22 protein-coding genes and 1 tRNA gene are annotated in these 25,036 nt (G+C 65.1%); 7 read left to right on the forward strand and 16 right to left on the reverse strand.

Annotated elements, in window-relative coordinates:
• Nucleotides 1-375 precede the first annotated feature (375 nt).
• The 3 genes from I4U41_RS17435 to I4U41_RS17445 are packed head-to-tail and all read left to right on the forward strand — an operon-like array spanning nt 376 to nt 3,917.
• Nucleotides 376-2,757 carry an arylsulfatase gene (locus I4U41_RS17435; RefSeq protein ID WP_206862452.1) on the forward strand — a complete coding sequence of 794 codons (2,382 nt, stop codon included), beginning with the start codon at nt 376-378 and terminating at the stop codon, nt 2,755-2,757.
• Between the two features lie 35 nt (nt 2,758-2,792).
• A complete protein-coding gene (locus tag I4U41_RS17440) occupies nt 2,793-3,551 on the forward strand; it encodes a hypothetical protein (RefSeq protein WP_206862453.1) in 759 nt (252 codons plus the stop codon).
• A 48-nt stretch (nt 3,552-3,599) separates the two neighbouring features.
• On the forward strand, nt 3,600-3,917 hold the full coding sequence (locus I4U41_RS17445; protein WP_206862454.1) for a hypothetical protein: 318 nt from the start codon (nt 3,600-3,602) through the stop codon (nt 3,915-3,917).
• A 156-nt stretch (nt 3,918-4,073) separates the two neighbouring features.
• On the opposite strand, the gene I4U41_RS17450 is transcribed toward I4U41_RS17445, so the two are convergent.
• The gene (locus I4U41_RS17450; protein WP_206862455.1) at nt 4,074-5,495 is read right to left on the reverse strand and encodes a M20/M25/M40 family metallo-hydrolase; all 1,422 of its coding nucleotides are present in this window, start codon (nt 5,493-5,495) and stop codon (nt 4,074-4,076) included.
• Nucleotides 5,496-6,662: 1,167 nt separating this feature from the next.
• Between I4U41_RS17450 and I4U41_RS17455 the strand changes: the two genes are divergently transcribed.
• The 3 genes from I4U41_RS17455 to I4U41_RS17465 all read left to right on the forward strand — a co-directional run bounded on the left by I4U41_RS17455 (nt 6,663) and on the right by I4U41_RS17465 (nt 8,039).
• Nucleotides 6,663-6,959, forward strand: coding sequence for a hypothetical protein (locus I4U41_RS17455; protein ID WP_206862456.1), 297 nt, complete (start codon nt 6,663-6,665; stop codon nt 6,957-6,959).
• Nucleotides 6,960-7,040: 81 nt separating this feature from the next.
• A complete protein-coding gene (locus I4U41_RS17460) occupies nt 7,041-7,490 on the forward strand; it encodes a hypothetical protein (protein WP_206862457.1) in 450 nt (149 codons plus the stop codon).
• Nucleotides 7,491-7,598: 108 nt separating this feature from the next.
• Nucleotides 7,599-8,039, forward strand: coding sequence for a DUF6869 domain-containing protein (locus I4U41_RS17465; protein WP_206862458.1), 441 nt, complete (start codon nt 7,599-7,601; stop codon nt 8,037-8,039).
• A 617-nt stretch (nt 8,040-8,656) separates the two neighbouring features.
• On the opposite strand, the gene I4U41_RS17470 is transcribed toward I4U41_RS17465, so the two are convergent.
• From I4U41_RS17470 to I4U41_RS17525, 12 genes are all read right to left on the reverse strand, one after another.
• On the reverse strand, nt 8,657-9,055 hold the full coding sequence (locus I4U41_RS17470) for a carboxypeptidase-like regulatory domain-containing protein (RefSeq protein ID WP_206862459.1): 399 nt from the start codon (nt 9,053-9,055) through the stop codon (nt 8,657-8,659).
• A gap of 167 nt (nt 9,056-9,222) precedes the next feature.
• Complete coding sequence (locus I4U41_RS17475) at nt 9,223-10,332, reverse strand: AAA family ATPase (RefSeq protein WP_242525342.1); 1,110 nt, start codon at nt 10,330-10,332, stop codon at nt 9,223-9,225.
• Nucleotides 10,275-10,814 (reverse strand): nicotinamide riboside transporter PnuC, encoded by a 540-nt coding sequence (gene pnuC / locus I4U41_RS17480; RefSeq protein ID WP_242525352.1) that lies wholly within the window; start codon nt 10,812-10,814, stop codon nt 10,275-10,277. The genes I4U41_RS17475 and pnuC overlap by 58 nt, the downstream gene beginning before the upstream one ends.
• Before the next feature lie 26 nt (nt 10,815-10,840).
• Nucleotides 10,841-12,190 (reverse strand): AMP-binding protein, encoded by a 1,350-nt coding sequence (locus tag I4U41_RS18595; RefSeq protein ID WP_206862461.1) that lies wholly within the window; start codon nt 12,188-12,190, stop codon nt 10,841-10,843.
• Complete coding sequence (locus I4U41_RS17490; protein WP_206862462.1) at nt 12,187-12,726, reverse strand: hypothetical protein; 540 nt, start codon at nt 12,724-12,726, stop codon at nt 12,187-12,189. The genes I4U41_RS18595 and I4U41_RS17490 overlap by 4 nt, the downstream gene beginning before the upstream one ends.
• A gap of 44 nt (nt 12,727-12,770) precedes the next feature.
• The gene (locus tag I4U41_RS17495; protein WP_206862463.1) at nt 12,771-13,736 is read right to left on the reverse strand and encodes a radical SAM protein; all 966 of its coding nucleotides are present in this window, start codon (nt 13,734-13,736) and stop codon (nt 12,771-12,773) included.
• Nucleotides 13,733-15,529, reverse strand: coding sequence for a vWA domain-containing protein (locus tag I4U41_RS17500; protein WP_206862464.1), 1,797 nt, complete (start codon nt 15,527-15,529; stop codon nt 13,733-13,735). The genes I4U41_RS17495 and I4U41_RS17500 overlap by 4 nt, the downstream gene beginning before the upstream one ends.
• The gene (locus I4U41_RS17505; protein ID WP_206862465.1) at nt 15,526-16,437 is read right to left on the reverse strand and encodes a hypothetical protein; all 912 of its coding nucleotides are present in this window, start codon (nt 16,435-16,437) and stop codon (nt 15,526-15,528) included. The genes I4U41_RS17500 and I4U41_RS17505 overlap by 4 nt, the downstream gene beginning before the upstream one ends.
• Nucleotides 16,438-16,519: 82 nt before the next feature.
• Nucleotides 16,520-17,995, reverse strand: a complete 1,476-nt coding sequence (locus I4U41_RS17510; protein WP_206862466.1) for an AAA family ATPase — start codon at nt 17,993-17,995, stop codon at nt 16,520-16,522.
• Between the two features lie 181 nt (nt 17,996-18,176).
• Nucleotides 18,177-18,809 (reverse strand): DUF4291 domain-containing protein, encoded by a 633-nt coding sequence (locus I4U41_RS17515; RefSeq protein ID WP_206862467.1) that lies wholly within the window; start codon nt 18,807-18,809, stop codon nt 18,177-18,179.
• A gap of 183 nt (nt 18,810-18,992) precedes the next feature.
• On the reverse strand, nt 18,993-19,970 hold the full coding sequence (locus tag I4U41_RS17520; protein WP_206862468.1) for a hypothetical protein: 978 nt from the start codon (nt 19,968-19,970) through the stop codon (nt 18,993-18,995).
• A gap of 446 nt (nt 19,971-20,416) precedes the next feature.
• Entirely contained in the window at nt 20,417-20,830 is a 414-nt protein-coding gene (locus I4U41_RS17525; protein WP_206862469.1) for a hypothetical protein, read from the reverse strand.
• A 172-nt stretch (nt 20,831-21,002) separates the two neighbouring features.
• Here I4U41_RS17525 and I4U41_RS17530 point away from each other — a divergent pair, with 172 nt between their 5' ends.
• A complete protein-coding gene (locus tag I4U41_RS17530) occupies nt 21,003-21,542 on the forward strand; it encodes a hypothetical protein (RefSeq protein WP_206862470.1) in 540 nt (179 codons plus the stop codon).
• 67 nt (nt 21,543-21,609) lie between these two features.
• Here the strand turns inward: I4U41_RS17530 and I4U41_RS17535 are convergent, their stop codons facing one another.
• The 3 genes from I4U41_RS17535 to I4U41_RS17545 all read right to left on the reverse strand — a co-directional run bounded on the left by I4U41_RS17535 (nt 21,610) and on the right by I4U41_RS17545 (nt 24,882).
• Nucleotides 21,610-21,939 (reverse strand): hypothetical protein, encoded by a 330-nt coding sequence (locus I4U41_RS17535; RefSeq protein ID WP_206862471.1) that lies wholly within the window; start codon nt 21,937-21,939, stop codon nt 21,610-21,612.
• A gap of 354 nt (nt 21,940-22,293) precedes the next feature.
• Nucleotides 22,294-22,369 (reverse strand) — tRNA-Ile (locus tag I4U41_RS17540).
• A 155-nt stretch (nt 22,370-22,524) separates the two neighbouring features.
• Complete coding sequence (locus I4U41_RS17545; RefSeq protein ID WP_206862472.1) at nt 22,525-24,882, reverse strand: GH92 family glycosyl hydrolase; 2,358 nt, start codon at nt 24,880-24,882, stop codon at nt 22,525-22,527.
• Nucleotides 24,883-25,036 lie beyond the last annotated feature (154 nt).

Consider the following 25,036-nt stretch of genomic DNA (forward strand, 5'->3'; position numbering starts at 1 on the left):
GGGCGTGGTGGCCGAATGGGAAGAGTCCGACGAAATCCGGCGCTATCGCATAGGGCTTCGCGCTAGCTTCTGAAGCGGAGGGCCTGGTCAGCCGGCGTGTCCGCTCCTGGCCGATAGCGGACATCAAGCCCGGCCTGGGAAATCAGTGTTTCCGTCGTTCAAAGCAGTCGCTTATTCGTGCGACCGATGGCCGCCCCAAAGCTACTGGCCCCGTTTCACTGCCCTTTCACGCCAAGTTGATGAGGCTGACCGCCGCTTGAACGCGGTCCTAGGCGCCGGTGGTGAGCGTTCGCGCTCCCGGCGCATGGATTCCTGACCGGCCGCGTCCACGAGACCTGCGTAGAGCCCCCGCTCTGCGTGCCGACGGAGGTTCGCATGCCCGCCAGTCGCAGCCGCTTCAAGGTCCGCCACCTCGTTCTCACCATGGCCACGCTGCTCTTCGCAGCGCCGGTAGTGGCCCAGGACTCCTTGCCGTTTCCGCCAAAGCCGTCCGGCAGCAAGGCAGGTCCGACGATCGCGCAATCCTCGTACAGTCCGGTGCCGGCGAAAGCGCACCTGCCCGCCAACGCGCCGAACATCGTGGTGATCATGCTCGACGACGTCGGCCCCGCGTTGCCGGGCACCTTCGGCGGCGTCATCAATACGCCGACGCTGGGCCGGCTCGCCAAGCAGGGAGTGAGCTACAACCGCTTCCATAACGCGGCGATGTGCTCGCCCACGCGCGCATCGTTGTTGACCGGGCGGAACCACCATCGCGTGGGAAACGGCCAGATCGCCGAGCTGGCCAACGACTGGGATGGCTACACGGGACGGATTCCACGCACCTCCGCCACCGCAGCGAAGGTCCTTGGCTATTACGGCTACTCCACCGCGGCCTTTGGCAAATGGCACAACACGCCGGCGAATGAAACCACCGCCGTCGGGCCCTACACCGACTGGCCCGCAGGCGAAGGCATCGGCTTCGATTACTTCTATGGGTTCCTCGCCGGCGAATCGTCGCAATGGGAGCCTGCAATCGTGGAGAACACGGTTCGCATCGACCCCTCGCACGGCAAGGAGGGCTACCACTTCACCGTCGACATGACCGACAAGGCGGTGGCGTGGATGAAGCAGGTGCACGCACTCACGCCGGACCGCCCCTTCTTCATGTACTGGGCGCCCGGCGCCGCGCACGGTCCCCATCACATCTTCAACGAGTGGGCCGACCGCTATAAGGGCAAGTTCGATGGCGGCTGGGATGAGATGCGGGAGGAGGTGTTCGCAAGGCAGAAGAAGCTGGGATGGATCCCGAAGGGCACTGAACTCACGCCGCGCCCGGACTCGCTCGCCGCGTGGTCGGACATTCCCGAGGACGAAAAGCCCTTCCAGCGCCGCCTGATGGAAGTGTTCGCCGGCTACACCGAGCATGCCGACCACCAGGCCGGCCGCATCATCGATGCGCTGGACGAGATGGGCATCCGCGACAACACGCTGGTCTTCTACATCTGGGGCGACAACGGCTCCAGCGCGGAAGGCCAGAACGGCACGATCAGCGAACTGCTCGCGCAGAACGGCATCGCCACGCAGATCAGCGACCACATCCGCGCGATGAACGAACTCGGCGGCATGGAGGTGCTGGGCTCGCCGAAGGCCGACAACATGTACCACGCCGGTTGGGCGTGGGCCGGTTCCACGCCGCACCGCTCCACCAAGCTGGTCGCCGCGCATTTCGGCGGCACGCGGACGCCGCTGGTGGTTTCCTGGCCGGGCACGATCAAGCCCGACAAGACTCCCCGCTCGCAGTTCCACCATGTCAACGACATCGTGCCGACGATCTACGACGTGCTCGACATCACGCCGCCGAAACTCGTCGACGGGATCACGCAGGACCCGCTCGACGGCGTGAGCATGGCCTACACCTTCGATTCGGCGAAGGCACCCGGGCGAAAGAAGGGCCAGTACTTCGAGATCATGGGCAGTCGGGCGTACTACGAGGACGAATGGATCGCGTCCGTGTTCGGTCCGCGCACGCCGTGGAAGGCGGGCGTGGATCCGGCGATCTTCAAGTGGTCGCCCGACCAGGATGCGTGGGAGCTGCACGATCTGCGCACCGATTACTCGCAGGCGAAGGACGTCTCGTCGCACCATCCAGACAAGGTGGCCATGCTCAAGGCGTCGTTCGACGCGCAGGCAAAGGCCAACAAGGTCTGGCCCGTGGGTGGCGGGCTCTGGTCGGCCGTATTCCATCCCGAAGACGCGCCGTCGAACCCGGCCACCGAGTTCAGCTATACGCAGGAAGTGATAGCCGTACCCGAGTTCACCGCGCCGAAGGTGGGCGCGCGCAGCAACCTGGTCACGATCGAAACAGAGCTGAAGCCGGATTCGCAAGGCGTGTTGTACGCGTTGGGAGCCTTTTCCGGCGGGCTCGCCCTGTGGGTCGATCAGGGCAAGCTGAACTACGAGTACAACCTGTTCGAAGTCGAACGCACGAACCTGGCCTCGTCGGCGCCGCTTCCGTCCGGCAAGGTGAAGATCGAGGTCGAAACGCGCAAGGCGGACGACAAGCACGCCGGGCCGCTCGACGTGGAAATCAGGGTCAACGGCAAGGCGGTGGCGCAGGGTCGCGTGCCGCGCTCGGCACCGCTCACGTTCACGGCCAACGATGCGTTCGATGTCGGCCGCGACAGCTACTCGCCGGTATCGATGGCGTACTTCGATCGCAAACCCTTCGCCTATAACGGCGCGATCGAGCGAGTCGACGTGAAATACCTCAGGTAGCGTCCGCCGCATTGGGGCATCGGCACGAAGAGGAGATGGACGTGATCGCGATGAACCGTTGTGCCCGGCCGGTGCCGATCGTGGCCGCGTTGCTCATCCCGTGGGGCACCGCGAGCGCCCAGGATCGGTGGGACTGGATCGTGGCGCCGTACGTATGGGCCGTCGACATCAGCACGGACCTTGAGACGCCACCGCCGGCGTCGGCGGTGATCACCCGGCGGCTGAGCTTCGGCGATGTCGTGGACAAGCTCGACGGCGCGTTCCAGATGCATGCCGAGGGGCAGGGCGAGCACTTCGGCCTGTTCGCCGACTTCACTTACCTGGGCCTTTCGCAGGATGCCACGCGCCGTTTCTTCCAGGCCGAGTCCGACCTGGACACGCGCCTGTTCGAGGCGGCAGCCGTGTGGAGCCCCGGCGGGCAGCGCTTCACGGGAGGCGAGGTCTTCGGCGGGCTTCGCTACCTCGATCTCGACATCGCCAGCACGATCACGCCGAGCGGCCCCCTTGGAGTGCCGCAGTTTCGCGTGGAACTGGACGAATCCTTCAGCGACTTCATGCTCGGCGCGCGCTACACGTGGGCCTTTGGTGGACGCTGGGGCTTGACGCTTCGCGGAGACGGTTCGTGGGGCGACACGGATGGCACGTGGAACGCGAGCATCGTCGCGAATTACAGAATGAAATCGGGCGCGTGGTACTTCGGCTACCGCTATCTCGACGTGGACGCGGAAGCGCGGGGAACCTCTACCGATCTGGTGGTCAAAGGTCCGGCAGTCGGTTACGGGTTCGCGTTCTGACGCGGAGCATCGGATGTGACGTTACGGGACGTTCACTGGTTGCGCCGCATGCGGGAGGTGCTTTTCGAGCGCGACGTCTCGCGCACGATCTTCGAGCACACGCGCAACCTGCTCGTCGCGACGTTGGTCCTGGCCGCAGGGCTGGAAGCGATAGAGCACGACCCGCGCGACATCGGTCCGCTGGCCTTCCGATCGACCGGCTATGTCGTCGCTGTGCTGGGCACAGGGCTGGTTCTGCTCAACCTTGCCGATGGCATGCATCGCCTGTCCAAGGCGGGACTGCCGCGTCTGTGGCAGACGCTTCTCATCGCCGCCTATGTGGTGCTCTTCTGGCGCGTGACGCATCTGATCCTGCTTTTCAGGTGAGTGTCACCGGGCCGTGCGGATGCATGGTGTGTCCGCCTCTGGCGATAGCAGCCATTCGACAGAGCCGAGTACTGCTTCCGTCTTCGCAATAGATAAGGCCCGCCGTTGGCGGGCCTCCAGCTGCCTTCTTGCGCGTCGGGGGGGGCGGCTATTCCCTTACTGCGCCAACGCCTTCACCAGGTCGAACAGGTAATCGCGCCCCACATACACCGAGCGCACTTCCAGGCGTTCGTTGAGCCCATGCGCGCCATTGCCGTCGGGGTCGCCCCACATGCCGGGCACGCCGTAGGTCGGGATGCCCACGGCCGACATGTAGAGTCCATCGGTCGCGCCGGTCGACATCGATGGGATCACCGGCACACCGGGGAAGTATTTCGCGCTCAGCGTTTCCATCGGGCCGATGATCGCCGGATCGAGCGCGGGCGATTTGGCCAGCGGCTTGTCCTTGCGTGCGAGGTCGATCGAGATGGCGGGGTTGCCGATGACCCCGACCAGCGCATCCTTGATCTCCGCCGGCGTATGGCCGGGGAAGATGCGGCAATTGACGTTGGCTTCGACCCGCTGCGGAAGTGCATTGACCGCGTGCCCGCCGTTGATCATCGTCGCCACGCACGTCGTGCGCAGCATCGAGTGGAAGCCCTTGTCGGTGTTGACGATCGCCTCCGCCCTTGCGTCACCGGGATCCTTCGCCAACGCCGCCATCGCGGCACCCAACTCATCCTTGCGCGCCGCACCGGCGCGCGCGAAGAAGGCGCGGGTAGTGTCGTTGAACTCGGTCGGGAACTCATGCCCGCCCACCTTCAGCAAGGCCTCGGACATCGCGTAGATCGCGTTGTCGCGCACGGGTTGGGAACTGTGTCCGCCGGGATTGGTGGCGACCAGCTTGTAGTCCTGGTAGGTCTTCTCGCCGACCTGGATCGATTGCGCGACCAGGTGCCCCTTGCCATCGGTATCGCCACCGCCGCCTTCGTTGAGGGCGAAGGCCGCGTCGATCAGATCGCGTTTGTGGTTGGCCAGGTACTGCGCGCCGTTGAACGCGGTGTCGGTCTCCTCGCCGCAGGTCAGCGCGATCTTGACCGTGCGCGCGGGCTTGTAGCCGGCCTGCTTGAAGCGGATCAGCGTGTCGGCCCAGGTCGCGGCCATCATCTTGTCGTCGGCGATGCCGCGCGCGTAGTAGTAGCCGTTCTCCTCGACCAGCGTGTACGGATCGCGCACCCAGTCGGCCCGCTTGGCCGCCACCACGTCGATGTGCGCCAGCAGCAGGATTGGCTTGAGCGTGCTGGACGTGCCGGGATAGACGGCCACCAGTCCGCCTTCCTTCGGGTGCTCGGGCACCGAGAACAGCGTGATCTGGTCGTCGGCAAAGCCTGCTGCCTTCAGGCGCGCGGCAATCTGCCCGGCGGCCTGGGTGCAACTGCCGGTGGTGACCGAGGTGTCGGTCTCCACCAGTTCCTTGTAGAGCTCGAAGAAGCGTTGCTGGTCAGGACGCAGCGGCCCCATCTTGCCGGTGGGCACCTGTGCCGCCACCGGACCTGCGATCAACGCGCCCATCGCCAACGCCATCCATATCGCTTTCATGCCTCACCCCTTGGTTGTGCCCGCGAATGGTGACGCGAGCCTGCGCAACCGCCCCCTCGTATCGAAGGGCCCTGATTCGCCTTCTACAGTATCCGGTGACCGATGTCCGGCTTGGGGCGTTGCCGTGCCTCATGGCGGTAGGGAGAGGTGGCCGCTGCTAATGTCCGATTTCGACCCAAAGCGGACGTTGGGTGCGGGCCAATCAGGAACTAGGGGTGAGGCTCATTTGATGTGGAACTGGACTCGTGTCGCGGCAGCGGGCCTCATGGCGGTCCTTTTCGTGCCGCCGGCGGGGGCGTGTTCGATCGTGGGCGGCTTTGTTGGGTACGAGCCAGGTAAACCCGGAACACAGGAGCGGGAGCTGTCCCCGCCTTGGGAACCTGTCCCGCGGCCCCTCGTTCGCGTTGCGTCTGTCGAGAAGCCAAAGTCTGACGTGCCGGGGCGATGCGACTCCTACACGTATGTCTTCATCGAGGTATCGGTGCCGGAAGGAAGCGTCTTCTCGGTCACGGACTTGGGATTCGTTTTCCGTTCCCCGGATATGCAGGACCCATATCTCTCGTTTCCGAACATCCCCATTTCCTCGAAGACGATCAGCGAGGATGGCGCGACGATGCGTTTCAGATTCGGGTTCGAGTCTGGTGGAAGGTCCTTTCCTCTCGAAGTATTCGCAATGAACAAGGCGATGCAGGTCGGACCCTCTACGGTCGTTGTCGTCGAGCTACCGGCGTACCAACGAGTGTCCGCTCCTGGCCGATAGCGGACGTCCCGCGGGGCGAGCCCGCCCCGTCAATGCTAATGTCCGCTTCCGACCCAAAGCGGACGTTCGTGAACGTACACGCTGATGACCGCTCGCCGCATTCTTCAATGGCTACTGTTAATCGCTGGGCTCACACTGCTGTCGGTGGGCGCCGTGCTTGCGCTTTACCATTGGTGGGCATCAGGCATGCCATTCAATCCGGAGCGTTCCGCCAGATTGCTTCGTATCAACCTTTGGATTTCTGTTGTGGGACTGGCTGCTACCGTGGTCTCGTGCATCAAGCTCTTCAGGCGGCCCTCGGCGAAACGAAACTTGGGATAAGTGCGCGCCTCAACACATCACCGAATGTCCGCTTCTGGCTGTTAGCAGGCGTTCCGCCGGCCGGGCTCTAGGTATGGAGGAGCTTGATGCGCGATATCGATCAGATCGAAAGCACGCTTGTTGCGCTGTATCCGGCGCTAAAGGTCACCCGGCTGAAGGTGGTTCATCCTGGGGCTGATGACGATGGTCTCTGGTTCTTTACGCATCCGGCCTCCCGCTTCGAGGTGCAGTTGGAAGCGGCGGCAGGAAACTGTCCGCTTCTTTTGGAAAGCGACAGTGACAACCAGCGACTGGTGGTCACGACAGTTCAGGAGGCCGTTGAAAGCGTGGCCGCGAAGCTTGGACTTGCACCGCCGCGGGAGATGTCCGCTCCTGGCCGGTAGCGGACGTTGGGGCGAGCGAAGGACTGGGGGCGGGTGTTAATGTCCGCTTCCGACCCAAAGCGGTCGCCGAGGGAGGGTTGCATGGAATTTCGCCGCGTCATGTCGGTGCTTCGCTTTGCAAAGAGGGGCGTGCGAGTTGGTCTCTTCACCTTGGTTGGCTCTATTGCCGCATGCTCGGGCGCCCCGCGGATGGAAGTGGACGTGGATGGCCTAGGGCAACACCGACTCGGTCAGCTTGTCGCGAAGACATGGATGCTTTCCGAAGCAAGGCTCCAGGCCAAAGTTCGAGAAGACGTAATGTCGACCGGCACGGGATGCCTAGCGTCAATCGCCTGCTTGAAGGCGTTTGGTTTCGTCGACTGCATCGAAGCGGCGAGCGGCATTCGCTGCGACTACGCCGGCGATGTCCTGGCAGTCGTCGTAAAGCCCAGAGGGACTCGGGTTGGCAACAGGATTAGCGTGAACATCGACATTCAGGCGATGCCCGATGGCCAGCTTCTCGTTAACGTTGAAAAGGCCGGATCCATCTGAGGCGCGATGGTGGCCGCTTGGCTGCGGGCTGCCGAGGTGTAGTTCCGGAGTGTCCGCTTCTGGCCGATAGCGGACGCTTGACCATGACGGCCGGCGGCCGGGCTGCTAATGTCCGCTTCCGACCCGAAGCGGACATGGGTAAAGGCAATGCCGGACCAACAGCCGCCAATGGCAGAGATCGCGGGCGCTTACGTTGCCGCTCTTCGATCGGGCACCAACTATTCGCATGCGCGTTTCGACCCGATTGATTGTTGGCTCGATGACCGCTGGGACGATCTGTGGCTCTTGATCCAATCCGTCTCGGATCTCCCTGAGGAGATCGACAGTCTCACCCTCGCTACGGTGGCTGCGGGGCCACTTGAGAGTCTGCTTTCTAAGGCGCCCGCGAGCTACGCCGATCAAGTTCTTGCCGCGGCGCGGCGCTCGCCACGATTAGCCAAGATGCTCACTGGTGTATGGCCCAGTTCCATTGCTCCGGAAACTTGGATAAGGGTCGTGGAGTTCTGTCGCAAGGTTCCCCATCCGATCGATGGAACGTATCAGTACTAAGCCTGCGGAGCCGATCAAGCAAGGGCGCCTTTACTTGAACGTCCGCTTCTGGCCGATAGCGGACATCCGCGTACGGCTCGAGCTTAAAAAAAGCCGCCTTGCGGCGGCTTTTTCTTCCAGAGCCGTGGGGCGAACTTAATCGCCGCGGCAGAGGCGGAGTGGTGACTTCAGTCAATCACGCCCCGGCACGAGGGTCAATACAAAGTGGCCTTACCTTCTCGGCCTGTCCAAGGGCGCTTCCTGCAGTACGCACTATCCCGCCGCGGAGACAGGGGTTCGCGCCGCCCCAGAGAGCGTAACTCACTGATTTTGCGTGTGGAGCGCAGACTACGGCTGCGCCAGTTCGTCGATTTCGAGCGCATTGACCTCGATGGGCACGAACTATGGCTATCGAACAGTCACAAACTTTGGTGTTCGGACCAATCCGAAGCGATCGACGCGTTGTGCACCCCGGCGGCGAAAAAAGGCACCAGTCGTGGCGAAAAAAGCGTCATCGTCGGCACGAAAAGGGTCAACACCGGCGCTTCAAGTGCCTCCGTCGACGCTTGAAGCGTCGCGCGCTGGGGATAAAGCGTCGCGCGTCCGCTAGCGGCCAGGAGCGGACGCGCGAGCCCGCTTCAGTGGGTCGCTTCGTCTGGCCAGACCGGTTCGAAAAGAATCTCTTCAGTGACGCGAAGCGTCGGCACGACGAGCCGCACGGGAGTGTCTTCCAGCCGCTCTTCTTGGGAGTGTTGGGTTGCGGAATATGCCGTCACTGAGTACTTCGGAGCGGGATCGCTGCACATGGTTCGGATACGAACCGGAATCGAATAGCGCCCATTCGCGTCGGTGTGCCCGATGGCCGGACCGCCCGGCGTGCGCCCTATGGACCAGGAAACTCCTACGGCAGTGTTCGGCAACGGAACGCCTTGCGCGTCCGTAACGCTGCCTGACACCGAACGGAACGTCGCGGTGCATTTTTTTGCGAACGCATCTTGGCTAGCCAACAGAACAAGGGCCAGAACGATCAGGCGCATGCTTTTGCTCTCTCGGGCGAATGTCCGCTTCGGGTCGAAAGCGGACGTTGGGACCCGCCTCGCCGCCCTGTGCGGCCAATGTCCGCTATCGGCCAAGAGCGGTCATTCCCCTATGTCGCGCCTGCCTAAGCCAATCTTTGAGCAACGCAACAGGCGAGCTGACACGGTTAGGGCTCCGTCTGCGGAGTGGGCAGGCATTCCAACGCCCTTTCGACACGTTCGTCCCAACCACCGCAAACCAGCGCGTAATCGAATCCACGCGCATTGAGTTCGCGGGCGTACCAATTGTGTTGCCATTGACGGAAGGCTTCGTCGCGACGGGTTCCGTCCTGCACAAACGGAACGTCGGGGGCGCACAGGAGGATGCGATCGTACGGCCGCTCCGCAAGCCGTCGGAGCTCGTCGGACACACGCCCGAACATCGCCTGTGAATAGAGCATCGTCGTCAGCGGTGTGGTGTCGCACAGCAGGTAGCGGTTCGCCTCCCGCGTGAGCGCCTCCTCGCGCGCTACCTGCGTGCTCGCAATCGCGAGCATGTCGGCTTCCGTCAATACGCCACCGCGCTGCTCCCACAGCTCCCTGCCATACTCAGGCGCGTTAAGGGTGGTCAGCCTGTCGGCTAGACGCGTCGCCAACGTGGATTTCCCCGTCGACTCACCTCCCAAGATCGCCACGCGGCTGACGAAATCCGTGTAGACGACCGGATCGAGCCGATGACGAAGCACATGCAATCCCGAACGCACCGCCGTGCCGGACACCGGCACGGCAAGGCGGTCGGGATCCACCGATACGTGGACGACCGTCGGCCCGTCGCGCTCGCGCTGCGCACTGGCCAGCATCGCCGCGAATCCATCTCCGTAGGATTCGCTGGTGAACACGGCATCCACTTCGATCGAAAGCACTGCATGCAGCAGCCAGGCGACGAACGCCCGATGGACGTCGTCCGGCGCCTCGTTATCGGGCACGGACCTTGCCTCAATACCGCGCTGCCGGCATTGCCCGGCAAGGCGTTCGTCATCGAGCACCAGGCGCAGTGCATCGGGATACAACTGCGCGAGCCACCTTTCGCGACGCTCGGGCTCGAAGCCGGCGAACTCCGGCTTCGTGTAGCTGATGACAACCAGTTGTTCGCATTGCGCATGCGCCTGATCGAGCAAGGACTGGTGGCCCCGATGCAGCGGGCAGAACTTGCCGACCACCAGCCCTGTGCGGAAACCGGTCATGCCGTCGCGCCCGCAGTCGTGCGCTGGTTCGTCCAGTGACGCCACGCCAGCCATGCGTTGATCCAATACACCGTGTAGAGAACCGCGGTGAGCGTCAGTCCGCGCGATGCATACAGCGGAACGGCGATGGTGTTGACCAGCAACCACACCGGCCAGGTTTCGATGCGTCGACGCATGAGCAACAGCTGCGCGAGCACGGAGGCCGCCAGCACGGCGGAGTCGGCGAACGGGGCGTAGGCGTCGGTGTATCGGTGCAGGACCCAGCCGTAGGCGCCGGCAGCCACCCAGGCGGCCGTGGCCATCCACACCAGCATCGACTGCGGCGTGCGCCGGATCGGTAGATCATCCTTGCCAGTGCTACCGGTCCAGGAATACCAACCGATCACGCTCGTGACGATGAAGAAACCTTGCAGCAGGACATCCGCGTACAGTCGCGCCCCCCAGAACACCATGGCGAACAGCGCGCACCCGACGATGCCCGTCCACCAGGTGTGCACGCTGTTGCGGCCCGCCAGCAGGATCGAGACCGTCGCCATCGCGTTGGCCGCGGCTTCCAGCAGGTTCACGCGCTCTGCCCTCCATCCAGATCGGTCGTGTACTGGAGCACCTTGTCGTCCGCGTCGAGAACATCGACGTGCACGGCGCGTCCTTCCAGCGCATCGCCCAGCCTGCGTGCTGCTTCTGCAGCCAATGCCATCTCGCGCGTCGCCAGGCGCAACGTCACGTCGCCAGCGGCATCCTGGTGCACGACATAGCGCGACAGCGGCAACGCCGCGATTGCGTGGGTGAGGTCGATGTTGTTGATCCAGTGTCCTTGCGCGGTGAGGAAGCGCACGGGTCGCCGCCCCTGGAAACCGCGAATCACCGGCCCGGAAGGCCCGCCCACCAACGCGCCGTGATCACCCGTCCGATAGCGCAGCAACGGCAGGCAGAAGTTGAAGCCGCCCGTCAGCGTGATCTCACCGGGTTCGCCTTCCGCCACGGACTGTCCGTGCGCGTCGAGGATTTCGATGTACATGCGCGGCTGCAACGGCACGAAACCCTCGACGTCGCGGTCGTACACCGCAATGGGCCCCGCTTCGTTCATCGAATAGAGGTCGAGCACCGGGCAGTCGAACCGATCTTCCAGGCGCGTGCGCAGCCCCGGCGACAACGCCATCGATACGGAGAGCAGCGCGCGTGGCCGATGGCGGACGGAAAGTTCCAGCATGGCGGCGAACGAAATCGGATCGCCGGCGATGACTTCGGGCAGCATGGCGTCGATGTAGCGCGCGCGATCGAGCGGATCGCGCCAGTCGTCGGGATGCAGGTTGATCTTCGCCAAGCCCGATTCGTCCATCGCGGGCGTGACGGACACGTAGGTGAAGCATCGGCGTTGCAGGCCCAGCAGCATCACGCCGACGTCGCCGGCGCCATGGCGCAGCGCGATGCCGGCGCGTTGCAGCGCGCGCTTGTGATACGCGAGGTATCGCCCTGCGACGACCGGGTGGGACGGAAGCACCAGCGGATGCCCCGTCGTGCCGGTGGTGCGGAAGTTGATCAGCCGTTCCAGCGGCACCGAATCGGGAACGAAGCGCGCGATGTCGGCCGACAGATCGCCACGCCCGACGGTCGCGATGTCCTGGAAACGGGCCGGTCTAGATTGGGTCCGATAATGCGGCACCTGTGCGAACACGTCCTCGACGAATGTGTCGAGCCATGTCGGCGGCCGTCCCGGTTGCCATTCGATCGGCGCCGTGGCGATCTCGCGCTCATGGTCGCGCAGGGCCAGGACCTCCTCGGCGAGAAGGCGGTTTCCACTGCGATTGCGGAACAGCGGCGCGCACGGGTGTTCGGTCATCCGCCGCAGTACGTCGCGCCCGGCCTCGGTCAGCGTCGGATACCGCTCCGCGTCGGTCGGCTCGCGATTCACTCGCGCGTCCACTTGTCCGCGGATTCCTCCGCCGCCTTGCGCGCCAATGCTTCCCGGACCGCGCGTGCGCGCGTGTCGGCGGCGCGACTGGCGTCGAGCAGGCGACGCCGCTCGACGCCACTGACGCTCGCAAGCCGGTCGGCGGCCTGATTCGCGGTCTCGCCGTCCGGGCGCAATCCAAGCCGCGCGATCGCCGTTCGCACCAGCTCCTCACGCCGCTCGGGCTCGAACACATACCGTGTCGCGTTCGCTTCCGCCGCGAGCGCAGGCACCACGTCGGAGAAGAGCGCCAGCATCGCGATGCGATCGAGTGGCTGTCCGCGCCAGGTTTCATCCGAAAGCAGCCACGCCAGCACGGCGGCCAGCGTCAGCTGGTTCGCAGGCACCGCCGCCAACTCTCCCGACAGCGTGGCCAGCAGCGGCATCGGCGCTACGCAGTCGTACGACGCGAGGACATCGTTGACCACGGCCGCCACGTGTACCCGCCCGTCCCCACCGCGTCGCGGCGGATCGAGGAAGTCGGCCGGCGTTTCCATCAGCCGGCGCAGCAGGGGTTCGAGCGAAGGACCAGTCGACATGCTCATGTTCCGAACTTGGCAAACACCTGGGTGGAAGGGCAGTCCCGGCAGACGGCGGCGGGCGTTGCGCGACGCCGTTGCGTCAGGCGCGCGCGCCACGAAGCGACGTCCTCGACCGTCTTCACGTCGGCGATCGGGATGCCATGGTCGTCCAGCGTGAAGCTGCACGATGCGATGCGACCGTGCTCGTCGATGAAAACCGTCGGACGAAGCGGCTCGCAGTCTTCGACGGCGATCGCGTGCCCGCGTGCCGTGGCCGACAGGCGATCCAGATACGGCTCGCTCGCGCTGACGCGCACGCCGCGCGACGCCATGCGTGCGACGAGCGCGGGAATGTCCCTGCGAAGCGCATCGACGTCTTCGCCGCGCAACGCCTGACCAGGGTGGAATTCGGGGCGATCGCGCCCGCCGAGCTGGTTGAAGGTGATCTCGTCCACGCCCCAGTCGGCCAGTCGATCGCACAGGTTCGCGAATTCGGGCAGCGTGTCGCGCATCAGCACCACGTTCGCGCGCAGACGCGGCGGCGAACGTTCCGGACGCAGTTCAGCCAGGCGCCGGACGCCATCGGCCAGGCGCGACCATCCACCCGGCCAGCCGCGCAGGCGCTCGTGCGTTCCGGCGAGCGCATCCACGCTGACCGTGACTTCGTCGAAGGCCGACACCATGGCCTGGGCAACGCCGGGGCGTTGCAACGTGGTGCCGTTGGTGGTCACGCTGACGCGAAGGCCGTGTCGTTCGCGAAGCCCGCGCGACAGCGCGAGGACGCCTTTCCAGAGCATCGGCTCGCCGCCCAGCCAACTGACCAGGACATCCTCACCCGTCGCTGCACGATGGGCACCGAGCAGCGCGCAGAAGCGTTCCACCTCGGCGGGATCCACCTGCACGCGCGGCATCGCCACGCGCCGGTCGTAGGCACAGAAGCCGCACGCGAGGTTGCAGGCGGTGGTCAGTCGCCAGAGCACGATCACGTTCGGACTCCGGCGCTCGCATCCGCATAGTGCCGACGACTGAAGTCGCGTGCGAACGCGAGCAGTTCGGCCATGTCGCGCACCGCGTGGATGTCCCATCCGGCCGTGCGAGCCCGCGCGAGGTCCGCCTGCCATCCCGCGCCCGTTGCGGCGCGGATGTGCGACGGTAGCGGGCTGTACAGGTTTAGCGCCATCGTGCCGCCGCCGCGGCCGGCCTGGAGCGCCTTCGCTGCGACATCCCAACCGCTGTTGCCGCGCTCGTCGTGCTCGAACATCGTGGTGATGCCATCGTCCGACAGATGCAGGATGTGCACCGCCCGATCCTGCGGCGTGCGCGCCGCATAGGTATCGCGCAGACGATGGATCGGGAATGCCGTCGCGCCGCCGAAGAAGCCGGTGAGCACGCGCAGGATCGCGTCCTCCGAACGCACGAATCCATCGGTGTGCATGACCTCGTGCTTGCCGCTCCACAGCGTCGCCTGCACGCGCGATCCCGCGCGCAACGCCGAGATCGCGATGACCGCGCCGGCCAGCGCGAGGTACGACGTCCGCTGCTGCGGGTTGGGCATCGAACCCGAGCTGTCGACGTACAGGTCCAGGTCGATCGGCTCCACCGATGGCTCGCGTGCCGGTGCGTCGCCGTAGGTGCGTTGCACCGTCGTCAGGCCCGGGATCACCTTCGGCGACTGCATCACGCTCTGCATCCAGTCCAGTGCATCGAGCGGATCGCCGGGATCCCACGGCTCCAGGCCTTCCGGCTGCGGCTCGGTTGCCTGCGGCTGGGGGCGCGCGGGAAACCGGATCAGGTGCGGCAGCGCGCGCTCGCGGTAGTAGCGCACCGCGATGTCGTGATCGTTCAGATCCAGGCCTGCCGCACGCAGGATCTCGCCGTACTCGAAAGGTTCGCGCGCCTGCCCGCTGCGATCCTGCGCCTTCTTGTCCACGGGCGCCTTCGATTTGACGTCACCGCCGGTGGGCTCTTCACCGGTGACGCGTGGATCCTGCGACGGATGCACCACCGGTGCGAGTTCATCGTCGTCCGCGCGATCCAGCCCGGCAGGCTGGCTGCCCTGCCCGGCATGGCGCGTGTCCATCAACGCCTCGACGCGTGGATCGCTCGCCTGCTCGACCAGATGCGGAAACACCAGCGTCGCGAAACGCGTGGCGCCGTCTAGCCAGTCGCCGGCATAGGCGCGGATCAGTCGCGCCCCGAGCCAGGCATCGCCGCGCAGCGCCGCATCGTCCACCGGGCCGCCGAGCAACCCGGGCGCCAGCTGCCACAGGTGTTCGTAGATGCCCATATACAGCGTCCACACCGGCGTGGACTCGGCGTGCGCATTGCCTTGCGCCAACCGGCGGTAGATCTCGTCCATGCGCAGGCCGCATTGCCGTTGCAGGCGATCGTTGATCAGCAGGTCAGTGTAGAGGTTGGCCATCATCGGCGCGTGCGCTTCCAGCGTCGGAAGCGCGCGACGCATGCGGGCCAGCAGGCGCGCATGGTCGGTGGCCGTCGCGGGAGCCAGCACGTGGTGGCCGATCTCGTGCGCGAGGATCTCCAGCGCCAGATCGCCCAGGCCATGATGCGCAACGCTTTGCAGGTCGATGACGACGCGCTGGTCAACCAGGCGAATCATCGCGAAGCTGCCCGTCAGCCCTTCCGCCGCAGCCTCGAAGTGGCTTTCGCACAAACGTGGATCCTGCAGGCGCGTGAAGCGGCTCCACGTCGCCAGCGCAGCGGGCCATGCTTCGCGCCAGGGGCGCAGCGCGTCGTTCGTGGGCGCGGGTTCGTTCACGGCCGGGCGGGTGCGACGCGGATGGTGTGCGACCACGGCGAGAACAACGCGACGCTGTCGGCACTGGCGACGGCCTTCATGCGATCGCCCGGCACCGGAAACGCGATCTGCGTGTCGTAGATGCGCGCACCCTGCGGCGTGATCGAAACCTCGCGCGCGGCCTCGGCGGAGGCTGCGGCAAATTCGCCCGACGACGCGGGCAGGACGACGGCGCCCATGGCATCGGCCACGATGAGGAAATGCCGGCCATCGCTTTGTGCGACGAAACCATCGCTGGCGACGCGCACCTCCGGCGGCGTCGCGAACGGCCCGCCGAGTCCGCTGAAACCGCCGACGGTGCGGCCTTGCGGATCCATCGCGCCGGTGACCGGATTCCACCAGCGCTGCGCCTGCAGGCGTTCGCGCAACTCCGGCCACGGCATCGAAGCCGAGCCTGCCGCCGCGGACGCAACCTCAGGCGCGAGGCGACCGGCATGATCCAGCGCGACTTCGCGCAGATGGGCCATGCCTGCGCGCCACGCGCACACCGCGCCCAGGCTGCGTAGCGATGCCACGTCCGGACAACGCGACGCGAGACTCGACGCGACGTCGATCCATTCGTCCACCCGCACGCCCGGCACGCTTCCGAGGCGCACGACTGCGTTGGTGATCGCGCCAAGCGCATCCACCGGGGATTGCGCGATCAATCGCGCCGCCGGCGTCGCCAACTGCTGCCATGCGCGATTCACCCACGGCAGTCGGGCCGATGGGCCGGCCAGTCCTTGTCCGACCAGGTCCAGGCCGATGTCGAAAGCCGCCTCCGCGACGCGCTCGACGCCGTCGCGGTCCACGCCTTCCACGGCGACGCAGACCGCGTCGATCTCGTGGCGGACGAAGGCGCCGAAGGCGGCGGTGTCGAGCGACGGCATCCGATGCCGCATTTCGGCCACGCGCTGATTGAGCGCGGTCCGCCGAGCAGCCAACACGCCGGCCAGCGAGGAGCACACCATCTCAGCGCGCCTGCAGCCAGTGCAGGTAATTGGTGTAGCGCTGGTGCAGGTACTTGAGCTTGAGCAAGTCGTCGTACAGATGCCCGTACAGTTTCCGCGCCTTCACCCGCTCCTCGATCACGCGTTCGATGCGCGCCAGCCTCGAACGCGTCTCGCGTTCGCTCACGCCCTCCAGTCCCTTCGAGAACTGCTCGGAAAGCTCGCCGACAGGATCGTTGCGGTCGAGGTCGAGCCGGTCGTACTCGGCATTGGACGCATCCAGCAGCCAGCGCAGCCAGCTCAGGCGATCGGTGCGGTAGGCGGCGTTCTCCGGCAATGCGAAGAACGGCGCGTCCAGGTCGGGCTGGAGCTTGTCGTTGAGGACGAACGGCAGGACGTGGCGCACGTCGTCCAGCGCCACCGTGGCGTTGCCGCGGAAGTACGCCAGTGCCTTGGCGAACACGAGCAGCGTCATCAGGTTGCGCACCGACAGGCCGTTGCGCGTCTGGCAGCCCAGGTCCTTCATGCGGTCGCGGCCGCTCTCGGCGGCGGTGACCTGCGCCCAGTCGGCGCCGGCCAGGCGCGCCGTGTCCTTGGTGAGGTATTCGAACTGCGCGCCCGCGGTTTCCATCAGTTCGAACTGGCTGCAGAAGAACTCGATGCGGCGCCGGACATCGTGCGGCACTTCGACCGCGCGGATTTCCTCCACCAGGCGATCGCCTTCGGCTTCGGTGAACACGATGTCGCGCGGCACGACTTCTTCCGGGCGGATGTTCTCCTCGATCCGCACCAGCATGTCGTCGAGGAAGCGCGGATTGAACGCCAGCGCCTGCACGACGACGTCGATGCGATCGCGCAGCGCCTCGATCACCTGGTACGTGCCGCCACCGCGGTCGTCATTGGCGGTGAGGTACCAGGCCGACTCCGGGCATTCGTAGACGTGGTTGAGGATCTCGGCGTAGTTGTCGCCCATCACCGTGAGCAGCGCGCTTTGCGTGCGCGTCGGGATGCGGTTGTATTCGTCGATGATCTTGACCCGCATCGACAGCCACTTGCGCCAGGCGATGCGGATGTCGCCCATGTCCTGCGCCGCGACCAGATCGGCGGGCAACGGATTTCCCAGCAGGTCGGCGATGGTCATCTGCGGATGGCCATGCTGCATCGCGCGGCGCACCTCGCGCACCGGATACCCGGCAAGCACGCCCATCAGGATGGCGCTGGCGGTCTTGCCGCGTCCGGGGCCCCCGACGAACAGGCACTTGCGCCGGGTGGCAAACGTGAGCAGCGGCATGAGCACGTAGCTGGAGTAACTCTGCGCCGAAGGCAGCGTCAGCGTGCGGCGGCTGTCGCCCACGCTGAACGAGGCCGACGGGCCGTCGTGGTACTCGATGTCGTAGTGCGGACTGATGATCGCGTTGTTGACGATCCAGAAGTACGCCTGGCGCAGCTTCTCGTCGAGCGGCACGGCCTGCTCGGACACGTCGGTCGCGGTGCGCACCGGCCCTTCGTACAACTCCGCCACATCGAACGTCCGCGGCGCCGGCTCGTGCCTGGGATTGGTGGGTGCCTGCGATACACGCTGAAACAGATTGAACGGCGACACTCGATTCCCCCGGTCGTAAGCCCCTGTCGCATTGTACGGGCGTCCGGGCGCGACGACAGGCGGCGTCGCCGGCAAGTCAGGGGCGGGCGTCGATGCCGACGGCCGAAGCCGCGACGGGCGCGGGGGTGTAGACGGCTTCGAGCGGCGTGGCGAGCGACTCGAAGCCGCCGTGGAGGTGCGCGCGTTGCGCCACCACGAACGGCGTCACGTCTTCGATCGAAAGCAGTTCGCGCTCGCCGTAGCGCCGGAGGGCATCGCCTCGAAGCCCCAGCTGCACCGCACGCCGTTCAAGCGCGCGGCCCGACGGGTCGTGATCGGGGTCCCACTGCAACCGCACGTCGGAGCCGGCGACCGCTCGCTGCCAGTCGTCGCGCGAGGGATAACGCGAGGCGTCGTACGTGGACGGCACGGCCTGACGCAGCAACTCATCGAAGAACGTGCGCCGAAGGCGAATCGCCAGCACGCGTTCCTGCCCTTCCTTGGTGGCCCAGCCGCAGCGATACATCATCCAGAGGAAATTCGGCTTGATCCAGCTCATCCGCGAGTAACTGAACTCGCCGCCAAAGCGCTGGTTCGCCACGGCGAACTCCGCGATGGCAGGCCGATACGCCTGGTAGACACGGATGGCCTCGTCATCGAACTGCGCGAGGACGTGGGGTCCTTCGACCGGCCAAGACGCCGATTGTTCTGCGTAGGGTGCGCTCGTCATCGGGTGATGCTAAACGACCCCTGGCGCCGAAACGGCTGATCGCCTGCAACACGCCGTCCCTCGTGAGCTGCGCGGATTCCCTCATACCTCCCGCTGCCGCGATTCGTCGATTGTGCGAATGTCCGCTTCGGGTCGAAAGCGGACATTAGCACCGCCGAGGTAGGCGCAAGCGGTACAGCGTGCCTACTTCGGGACGAACTCGTCACGTTCGCAAATTTCGGTGCCGGGCACGGGTTGGTACGCGTCCCGCTCGCTTTGAGCAACCGGATCGAACTGGCTTGACGCTGTAGGCGCGAGGAGACGTCGCAGCTCGCCGAAGCGACGCTCGCCTTCGACCACTTCGTCCTGCGACATCATCAACCGCAATCCCTTGGTTTCGGCCTGCAGTCCGAGGGCACTGATGCTTGCGGACGTGGTTTCACGCTGCAATTGTTCCGCCAGCATGTAATACGCCAGGGACTGCGCCGCGTCTGGCTGCACTGCCTGCCGCAGCAGTGGCGTCCGGTCCGGCCCGGTCATGCGAGGTGCGTAAGCCCGTGCGAGCATCAGGTTCGCCTGCAAGTGTCCGCTCTGCGCCACACGCTTCGTCACTTCCGCGGCATCGCGACGAAAGACCATCAGCTCATCCAGAGTGTCGAGTAGTCGATCCGGGCGGAATGCAAGACCGGACCCATAGTGCAGCATGGAAGGAAGATGGCCGCGCATCGCCGCCCTCCGCCACATGGCAACGCTTTCGGAGGGAGAAAGTGCGGGCATTCCTTCGCAGTACTCTTTGCGGACCTTCGCCAACTCCGCCATGGTCTGGAGCACATCGTTCTTGTTCAGTGCGGCCACCTGGTCCGCATTGATGCGTGCCGCCATCTGCCCCATGCGATGGCTAAAAGCTTCCGAACCCGCACAGAATTCCAGCTCCCGTGCCAGCTGGCAGGTAGCCTGGGCATCGCCGGCATCCACGCGACTACGCAGTTGCTGCACCGCCTCACGCGCGGTGGCGGCCCGGGGCAGCGCTCGCGCGCTCGCGAGGAGAGATGCGCTGTCCGGGCGGGGAGCTTCTTGAATCTGAGGCAGGGCGCGAGCCTGCGCAGTGTTAGACGGCTCACTGTCCTGTCTGCAGGACATAAGTGGCAGCAACAAGACAATTCCAAAAGTCGCCTTCTTCATCCATGGCTCCTGTACGCGAATCCAGTCTTCACTGCAGCCCGAGCTTGTCATCGCGACGGCGAGTCATAAAGGCACACCGCTGAGATCGCGCGCTCCTGGAACCGGCTGTTTGCCGAGACGGTCCGATGTCCGCTATCGGCCATTAGCGGACGCTCGTAGGGGCAAAGCTGGCTAGCGCCGGAATGTACTGAAAAATGCTTTGTGAGCCAGCCAAATGACTAGCGGTGCAGCGAGCAGAACAATCGCAGTGGCCACATCCCCAAAATCGGACACCCACGCCCTTGGTCTAGCCGCTTGGTGAATGGTCGGAGCAGCCGCGTACCGCACACCTGCGCCCCAGAGCGCCGCTACTGTAGCAGCAAGCGTGATGATGAGTCCTACAAGGGACGGAAAATGTACCTGTCGTTTCATTTTACCCGCCTCTTACCACCGACTCGGTCGCCAGTTTAAGTCCGCAATCGGCCAGACGCGGACGTTGCCTGTCGACGCGACCTCACGGTGCGTGCCCACGCCCCGGCGACCGTTCCAACAAGCGCCGCGAACACGACCAGCAGCCACTCGATCAGCACCATGAGCGGCGGTGCCGCACTCCATGCCGATAAGGCGAGGCCGATAAGGATCGAGACGAGCGTGTACACGCTGAGTGTCGTGAAGGCATGTCGGAGGGACTCGGTGAGACTTTGCGTTGCGACTGCGAAGAACAGGATCGCCACCGCGAAGGTGAAAGCGACATTGCCAGCCGCCCAAGTGCGGAAAGCCCCTGCTGGATCGCCATTTGGGGAAGCGCCTTCGAAGAGGCCGATGACGAAACCTATGGCGACGACGCACAGCGAGTGCCTTACCGCGATTTTCAAGCGCACTGCGTCTCCTTAACGTCCGCTTCGGGTCGAAAGCGGACATTAGCACCCCGGCTGCCGGCCGTCCCGGCCGGGCGTCCGCTATCGGCCACTAGCAGACTAGTCGTCCGGTTTGCTGGTGCTAATGTCCGGTTTTGGTCGGCGACTCAGGGTCGGCGGAGAGTCGGGGGCAAGGATGAAACACACGTACAGCCCGGAACACGCGCCTAGGTACCTGCGGGTGATGGAAGTCTTTGATGACGCGGCCAAGGCGATCCCTGAGGAGCTCTTCAAGTGGCTCGCTTGGGGATCGGGCATCGCTGCCTTGAGGATCGTGGAACAGAAAACTGCTGCGGCATGGCTCGTATGGCTTTGGCCAATCCTGCTCTTCATCCTCGTTTGGCGCATTCAATGGTTCATCGGCAGAAAGCTCCGCTTCCCCGAGGAGAAGCAGCCAGACGGCTCCGTCGTCGTGACCTTTTCGGCACCGCGCCTCCTGCTAGCGCTTGCAATGTCCGCGGCGTCGTGGTGGTTCATCATTGCGCTGTCGAATGCAATCACTGATGCGGGGTTGGTCGTGGCGAAGTCGCAACAGACAGCTACAGCTTCACAGCCCCGTCCTTTTAGGCCCGCGCCGTTGAAGCCAACGCCGAAGCCCGAGCCGGAGGCGCTCCTACCGTCGCATGAGAGTACTCCGGAGGCCCCGAAATCTTCTATGGAACCGAAGCGGAGTTAGTGCTGTCGGACGGGCCGGTGCCATGTCCGCTATCGGCCAGGAGCGACGTTGCTTTATTGCCCTCTCCTCAAGGAACGCATGCGACCTCGATGGTCTCGACATTCCCGGATTCCACGGTGAATTCGAGCCAGCAACCGTCATTGAAGACGAGCCCTTTGGACACACCATCGACTTGCTCGACCTTCATCGCGGGACCATAGATGTGCTGGATATCCGCCAAACTCATGCCTGGGCACGCGCCCGCCGGCGTGCAAAAACGACTGCTGGACGCGAACAGGCGCCCAACGCCCTGCTCATCAAGTTCGATGGTGAGGCCGGGGTACGCAAGGCCGGTGGGAAGGTAATCGGTGGTCGCGCTGACGCTGCGTCTTTCCGGCTTTCCAAGGATCCTCAGCACCGACGCTTCCGACTGCCCCAGCCTGATGCCACCGACGCCCAGCTCGTATCTCGCGTCGGACAACGGCCCCAGTGCAGCTTACACAAACAGGACGGCAAGTTTCATTTATCCCTCCCCAGGCGCCCCGTGTCTGCTTCGGGTCGGAAGCGGACATTAACACCGGTACGCAGGGACCCACACGATGGCCCCATCAGCCCCACTGCATGCGCGGCAGCGGCTTAGCGCCCCGCAATGGCGGGCGTGACTCGTCCAAGGTCCGCATGTGACGACAACCTTTACGGACGTCCATCAAAGGTTGGCGCAAAACGACAATCTTTGATGGATCCCGCAATGAGACTTCGATGGAATGCGGAATGGTGGGCCCACCAGGATTCGAACCTGGAACCAAGGGATTATGAGTCCCCTGCTCTAACCGTTGAGCTATAGGCCCGTGGGCTGCGGAGTTTAGCAGCCGGCGGGGGTGGGTCGGGCGCGCGGGAGTCGCACCTGCGCGCTGGTCGCGTTCCCCGGGTGCGCTTCGTCACCCGGGCTGCAGGAGCAGGGATCGCGATGACGCGGCGGAGTCGCGCCGAGTCCCGTGCGACTTCATCGTGTGGACATCGAGTACGGACGCTGCTTCGGATCCGTCGCCCACGCCTTGTTCGGCTGCGCCTGCATGGTGAAGCGCAGCTCGCCGCCGGCCATGAGTTCCTCGTGACGCACGAAGGCACGGTCCAGCGGTCTGCCGTTGAGCGTCGCGCTTCCGATGTAGAGGTGCGCGTCGTCCAGGCCGTCGGCGATCACGGTGAAGCGCTTGCCGTTGGGCAGGTTCAGCGTGGCGCGCGGCAGGAACGGGCGGCCGATGACGTACTCGTTGCTGCCCGGCGCCACCGGGTAGAAACCCAGCGCGGTGAACACGTACCACGCCGACATCTGGCCGAGGTCGTCGTTGCCGGCGAGGCCATCCGGACGCGGCGCGTACTGCGTCTTCATGATGTGGCCCAGGCGCGCCTGCGTGCGCCATGGCTGGCCGGCGTACGCATACAGGTACGCGACGTGATGGCTCGGCTCGTTGCCGTGCGCGTACCAGCCGATGAGGCCGGTGATGTCTTCCATGTGTTCGAAGATCTTCGGATCGACCTTCGCGTCGAACACGGCGTCCAGGCGCGCGAGCAGCTGGTCTTCGCCGCCGTGCGCCTTCGCGAGGCCCGCGACGTCCTGCGGCACGTACCACGAGTACTGCCACGCGTTGCCTTCGGTGTAGTCGGTGCCGTAGCCGCTGGCGCTGGGATCGAACGGTTCGCGGAAACTGCCGTCGCGCTTGCGCGCGCGCATGAAACCGGTGGATGGATCGAACGCGTGCTTCCAGTTCCCGGCGCGCTTTTCGAATTGCGATGCTACGTCCTTGCGGCCCATCGCGTCGGCCATGCGCGCGATGGTCCAGTCGTCGAATGCGTATTCCAGCGTTTTCGACGCGGCTTCGCCTTCCTCGTCGATCGGCACGTAGCCCAGCTGCATGTACTGCGCGATGCCGTCGTACGGGCCGTAACTGGCGCTGGCGACCATCGCGTCGAGCGCCTCGTTCGCGTCGAATCCGCGAATGCCCTTCATGTATGCATCGCTGATCACCGGCACCGCGTGATAGCCGATCATGCACCACGTTTCCAGGCCATGGAACGACCACACCGGCAGCACGCCGTACGGGCTATGGCGATGCGAGGCGAGCAGCGAATTGACGAAGTCGCTGTTGCGCTGCTCCGGCTGCACCAGCGTGAGCAGCGGATGCAACGCGCGGTACGTGTCCCACAGCGAGAACGTCGAGTAGTTCGTGAAGCCCTTCGCCTGGTGCACGGCGTTGTCGGGGCCGCGATAGCGACCGTCGGCATCCATGAACAGCGACGGCCCCATCAGCGTGTGGTACAGCGCGGTGTAGACGCTGCGGCGCATCGGCTCGGGCGCATCGACGTCGAGCGCGCCGAGCGCCTGCGTCCACTGCGCCTTCGCCTCGCTGCGAACGGCGTCAAAGTCGAAACCGGGCACTTCGGCGTCGAGGTTCGCGATCGCGCCCTCCTCGCTCACTGGCGAGATGGCGACCTTCACGACCATCGTTTCGCCCTGCGCATCCTTGAAATCCAGCGCGCCGACGAGCTGGCGTCCTTCGATCTGCGCACGCTGGCGCGGGTCCTTCTCGCCAGGCGGCGGGAAGCCCTTGTAGACCACATTCTCTTCGGTGTCGTGGAACTGATGTCCGCTGACAGGTTTGGAGAATCGCATCGCGAAGTACAGCTGACGCCCCGGCGCCCAGCCGCGCGTTTCGCGGAAACCGGTGAGCGTGCCATCCGGACGCAGCCGCATGCGCGACCACAGCACCTTGCCTGGATAGTCGTACATGCTCGTGCGCAGATCGACGAGCACGTGCGCGGGCTTGCCCTTCGGGAAGCGATAGCGATGCACGCCGACGCGCGGACTCGCGGTGAGTTCGGCGCGGATGCCGTAGTCCTGCAGCGTCACGGCGTAATAGCCGGGCTCGGCCTTCTCGTCCTTGTGATCGAAGCGCGACGTGTAGCCGCTACCGGGCTTGTCGACGTCGCCGCGTTCGAGCTTCACCTCGCCGGCGATGGGCATCACCAGCACGTCGCCGAGATCGGAATGGCCGGTGCCTGAGAAGTGCGTGTGCGAGAAACCGACGATGGTGTGGTCGTCATACCGATAGCCCGCCGCCCAGCCATAGCCTTCCTTGCGCGATTTGATCTGCGTGTCGGGGCTCAGCTGCACCATGCCAAAGGGGACCGTCGCGCCGGGGAAGGTGTGGCCTTCTCCGCCGGTGCCGATGAAGGGGTCCACCGAGGCGAAGGCCTTCGCGCCCGCGCTGCCGTCGGGCGTCGCCGCGGCGGCCAGCCCGCCGGCCAGGCAGAGGGCCGCGCCGGCCAGGCGCAGGGAATGGGAACGGGCACGACGGGACATGGGCGCTCCTGTTCGGATCAATTTGGATCGTTCTAAACGGCGGACCCTAGCACGACGCCGGCGGAAATCTCATGTTGCATCGCAAGATTGCGTCCGGGCGCCCGGCCCAGCAGGATGCGCGGTTTAGAACGATCCAAATGCCGGAGCCGAGCCC

Source organism: Lysobacter changpingensis (assembly GCF_017308985.1).
Classification (GTDB): domain Bacteria; phylum Pseudomonadota; class Gammaproteobacteria; order Xanthomonadales; family Xanthomonadaceae; genus Lysobacter_J; species Lysobacter_J changpingensis.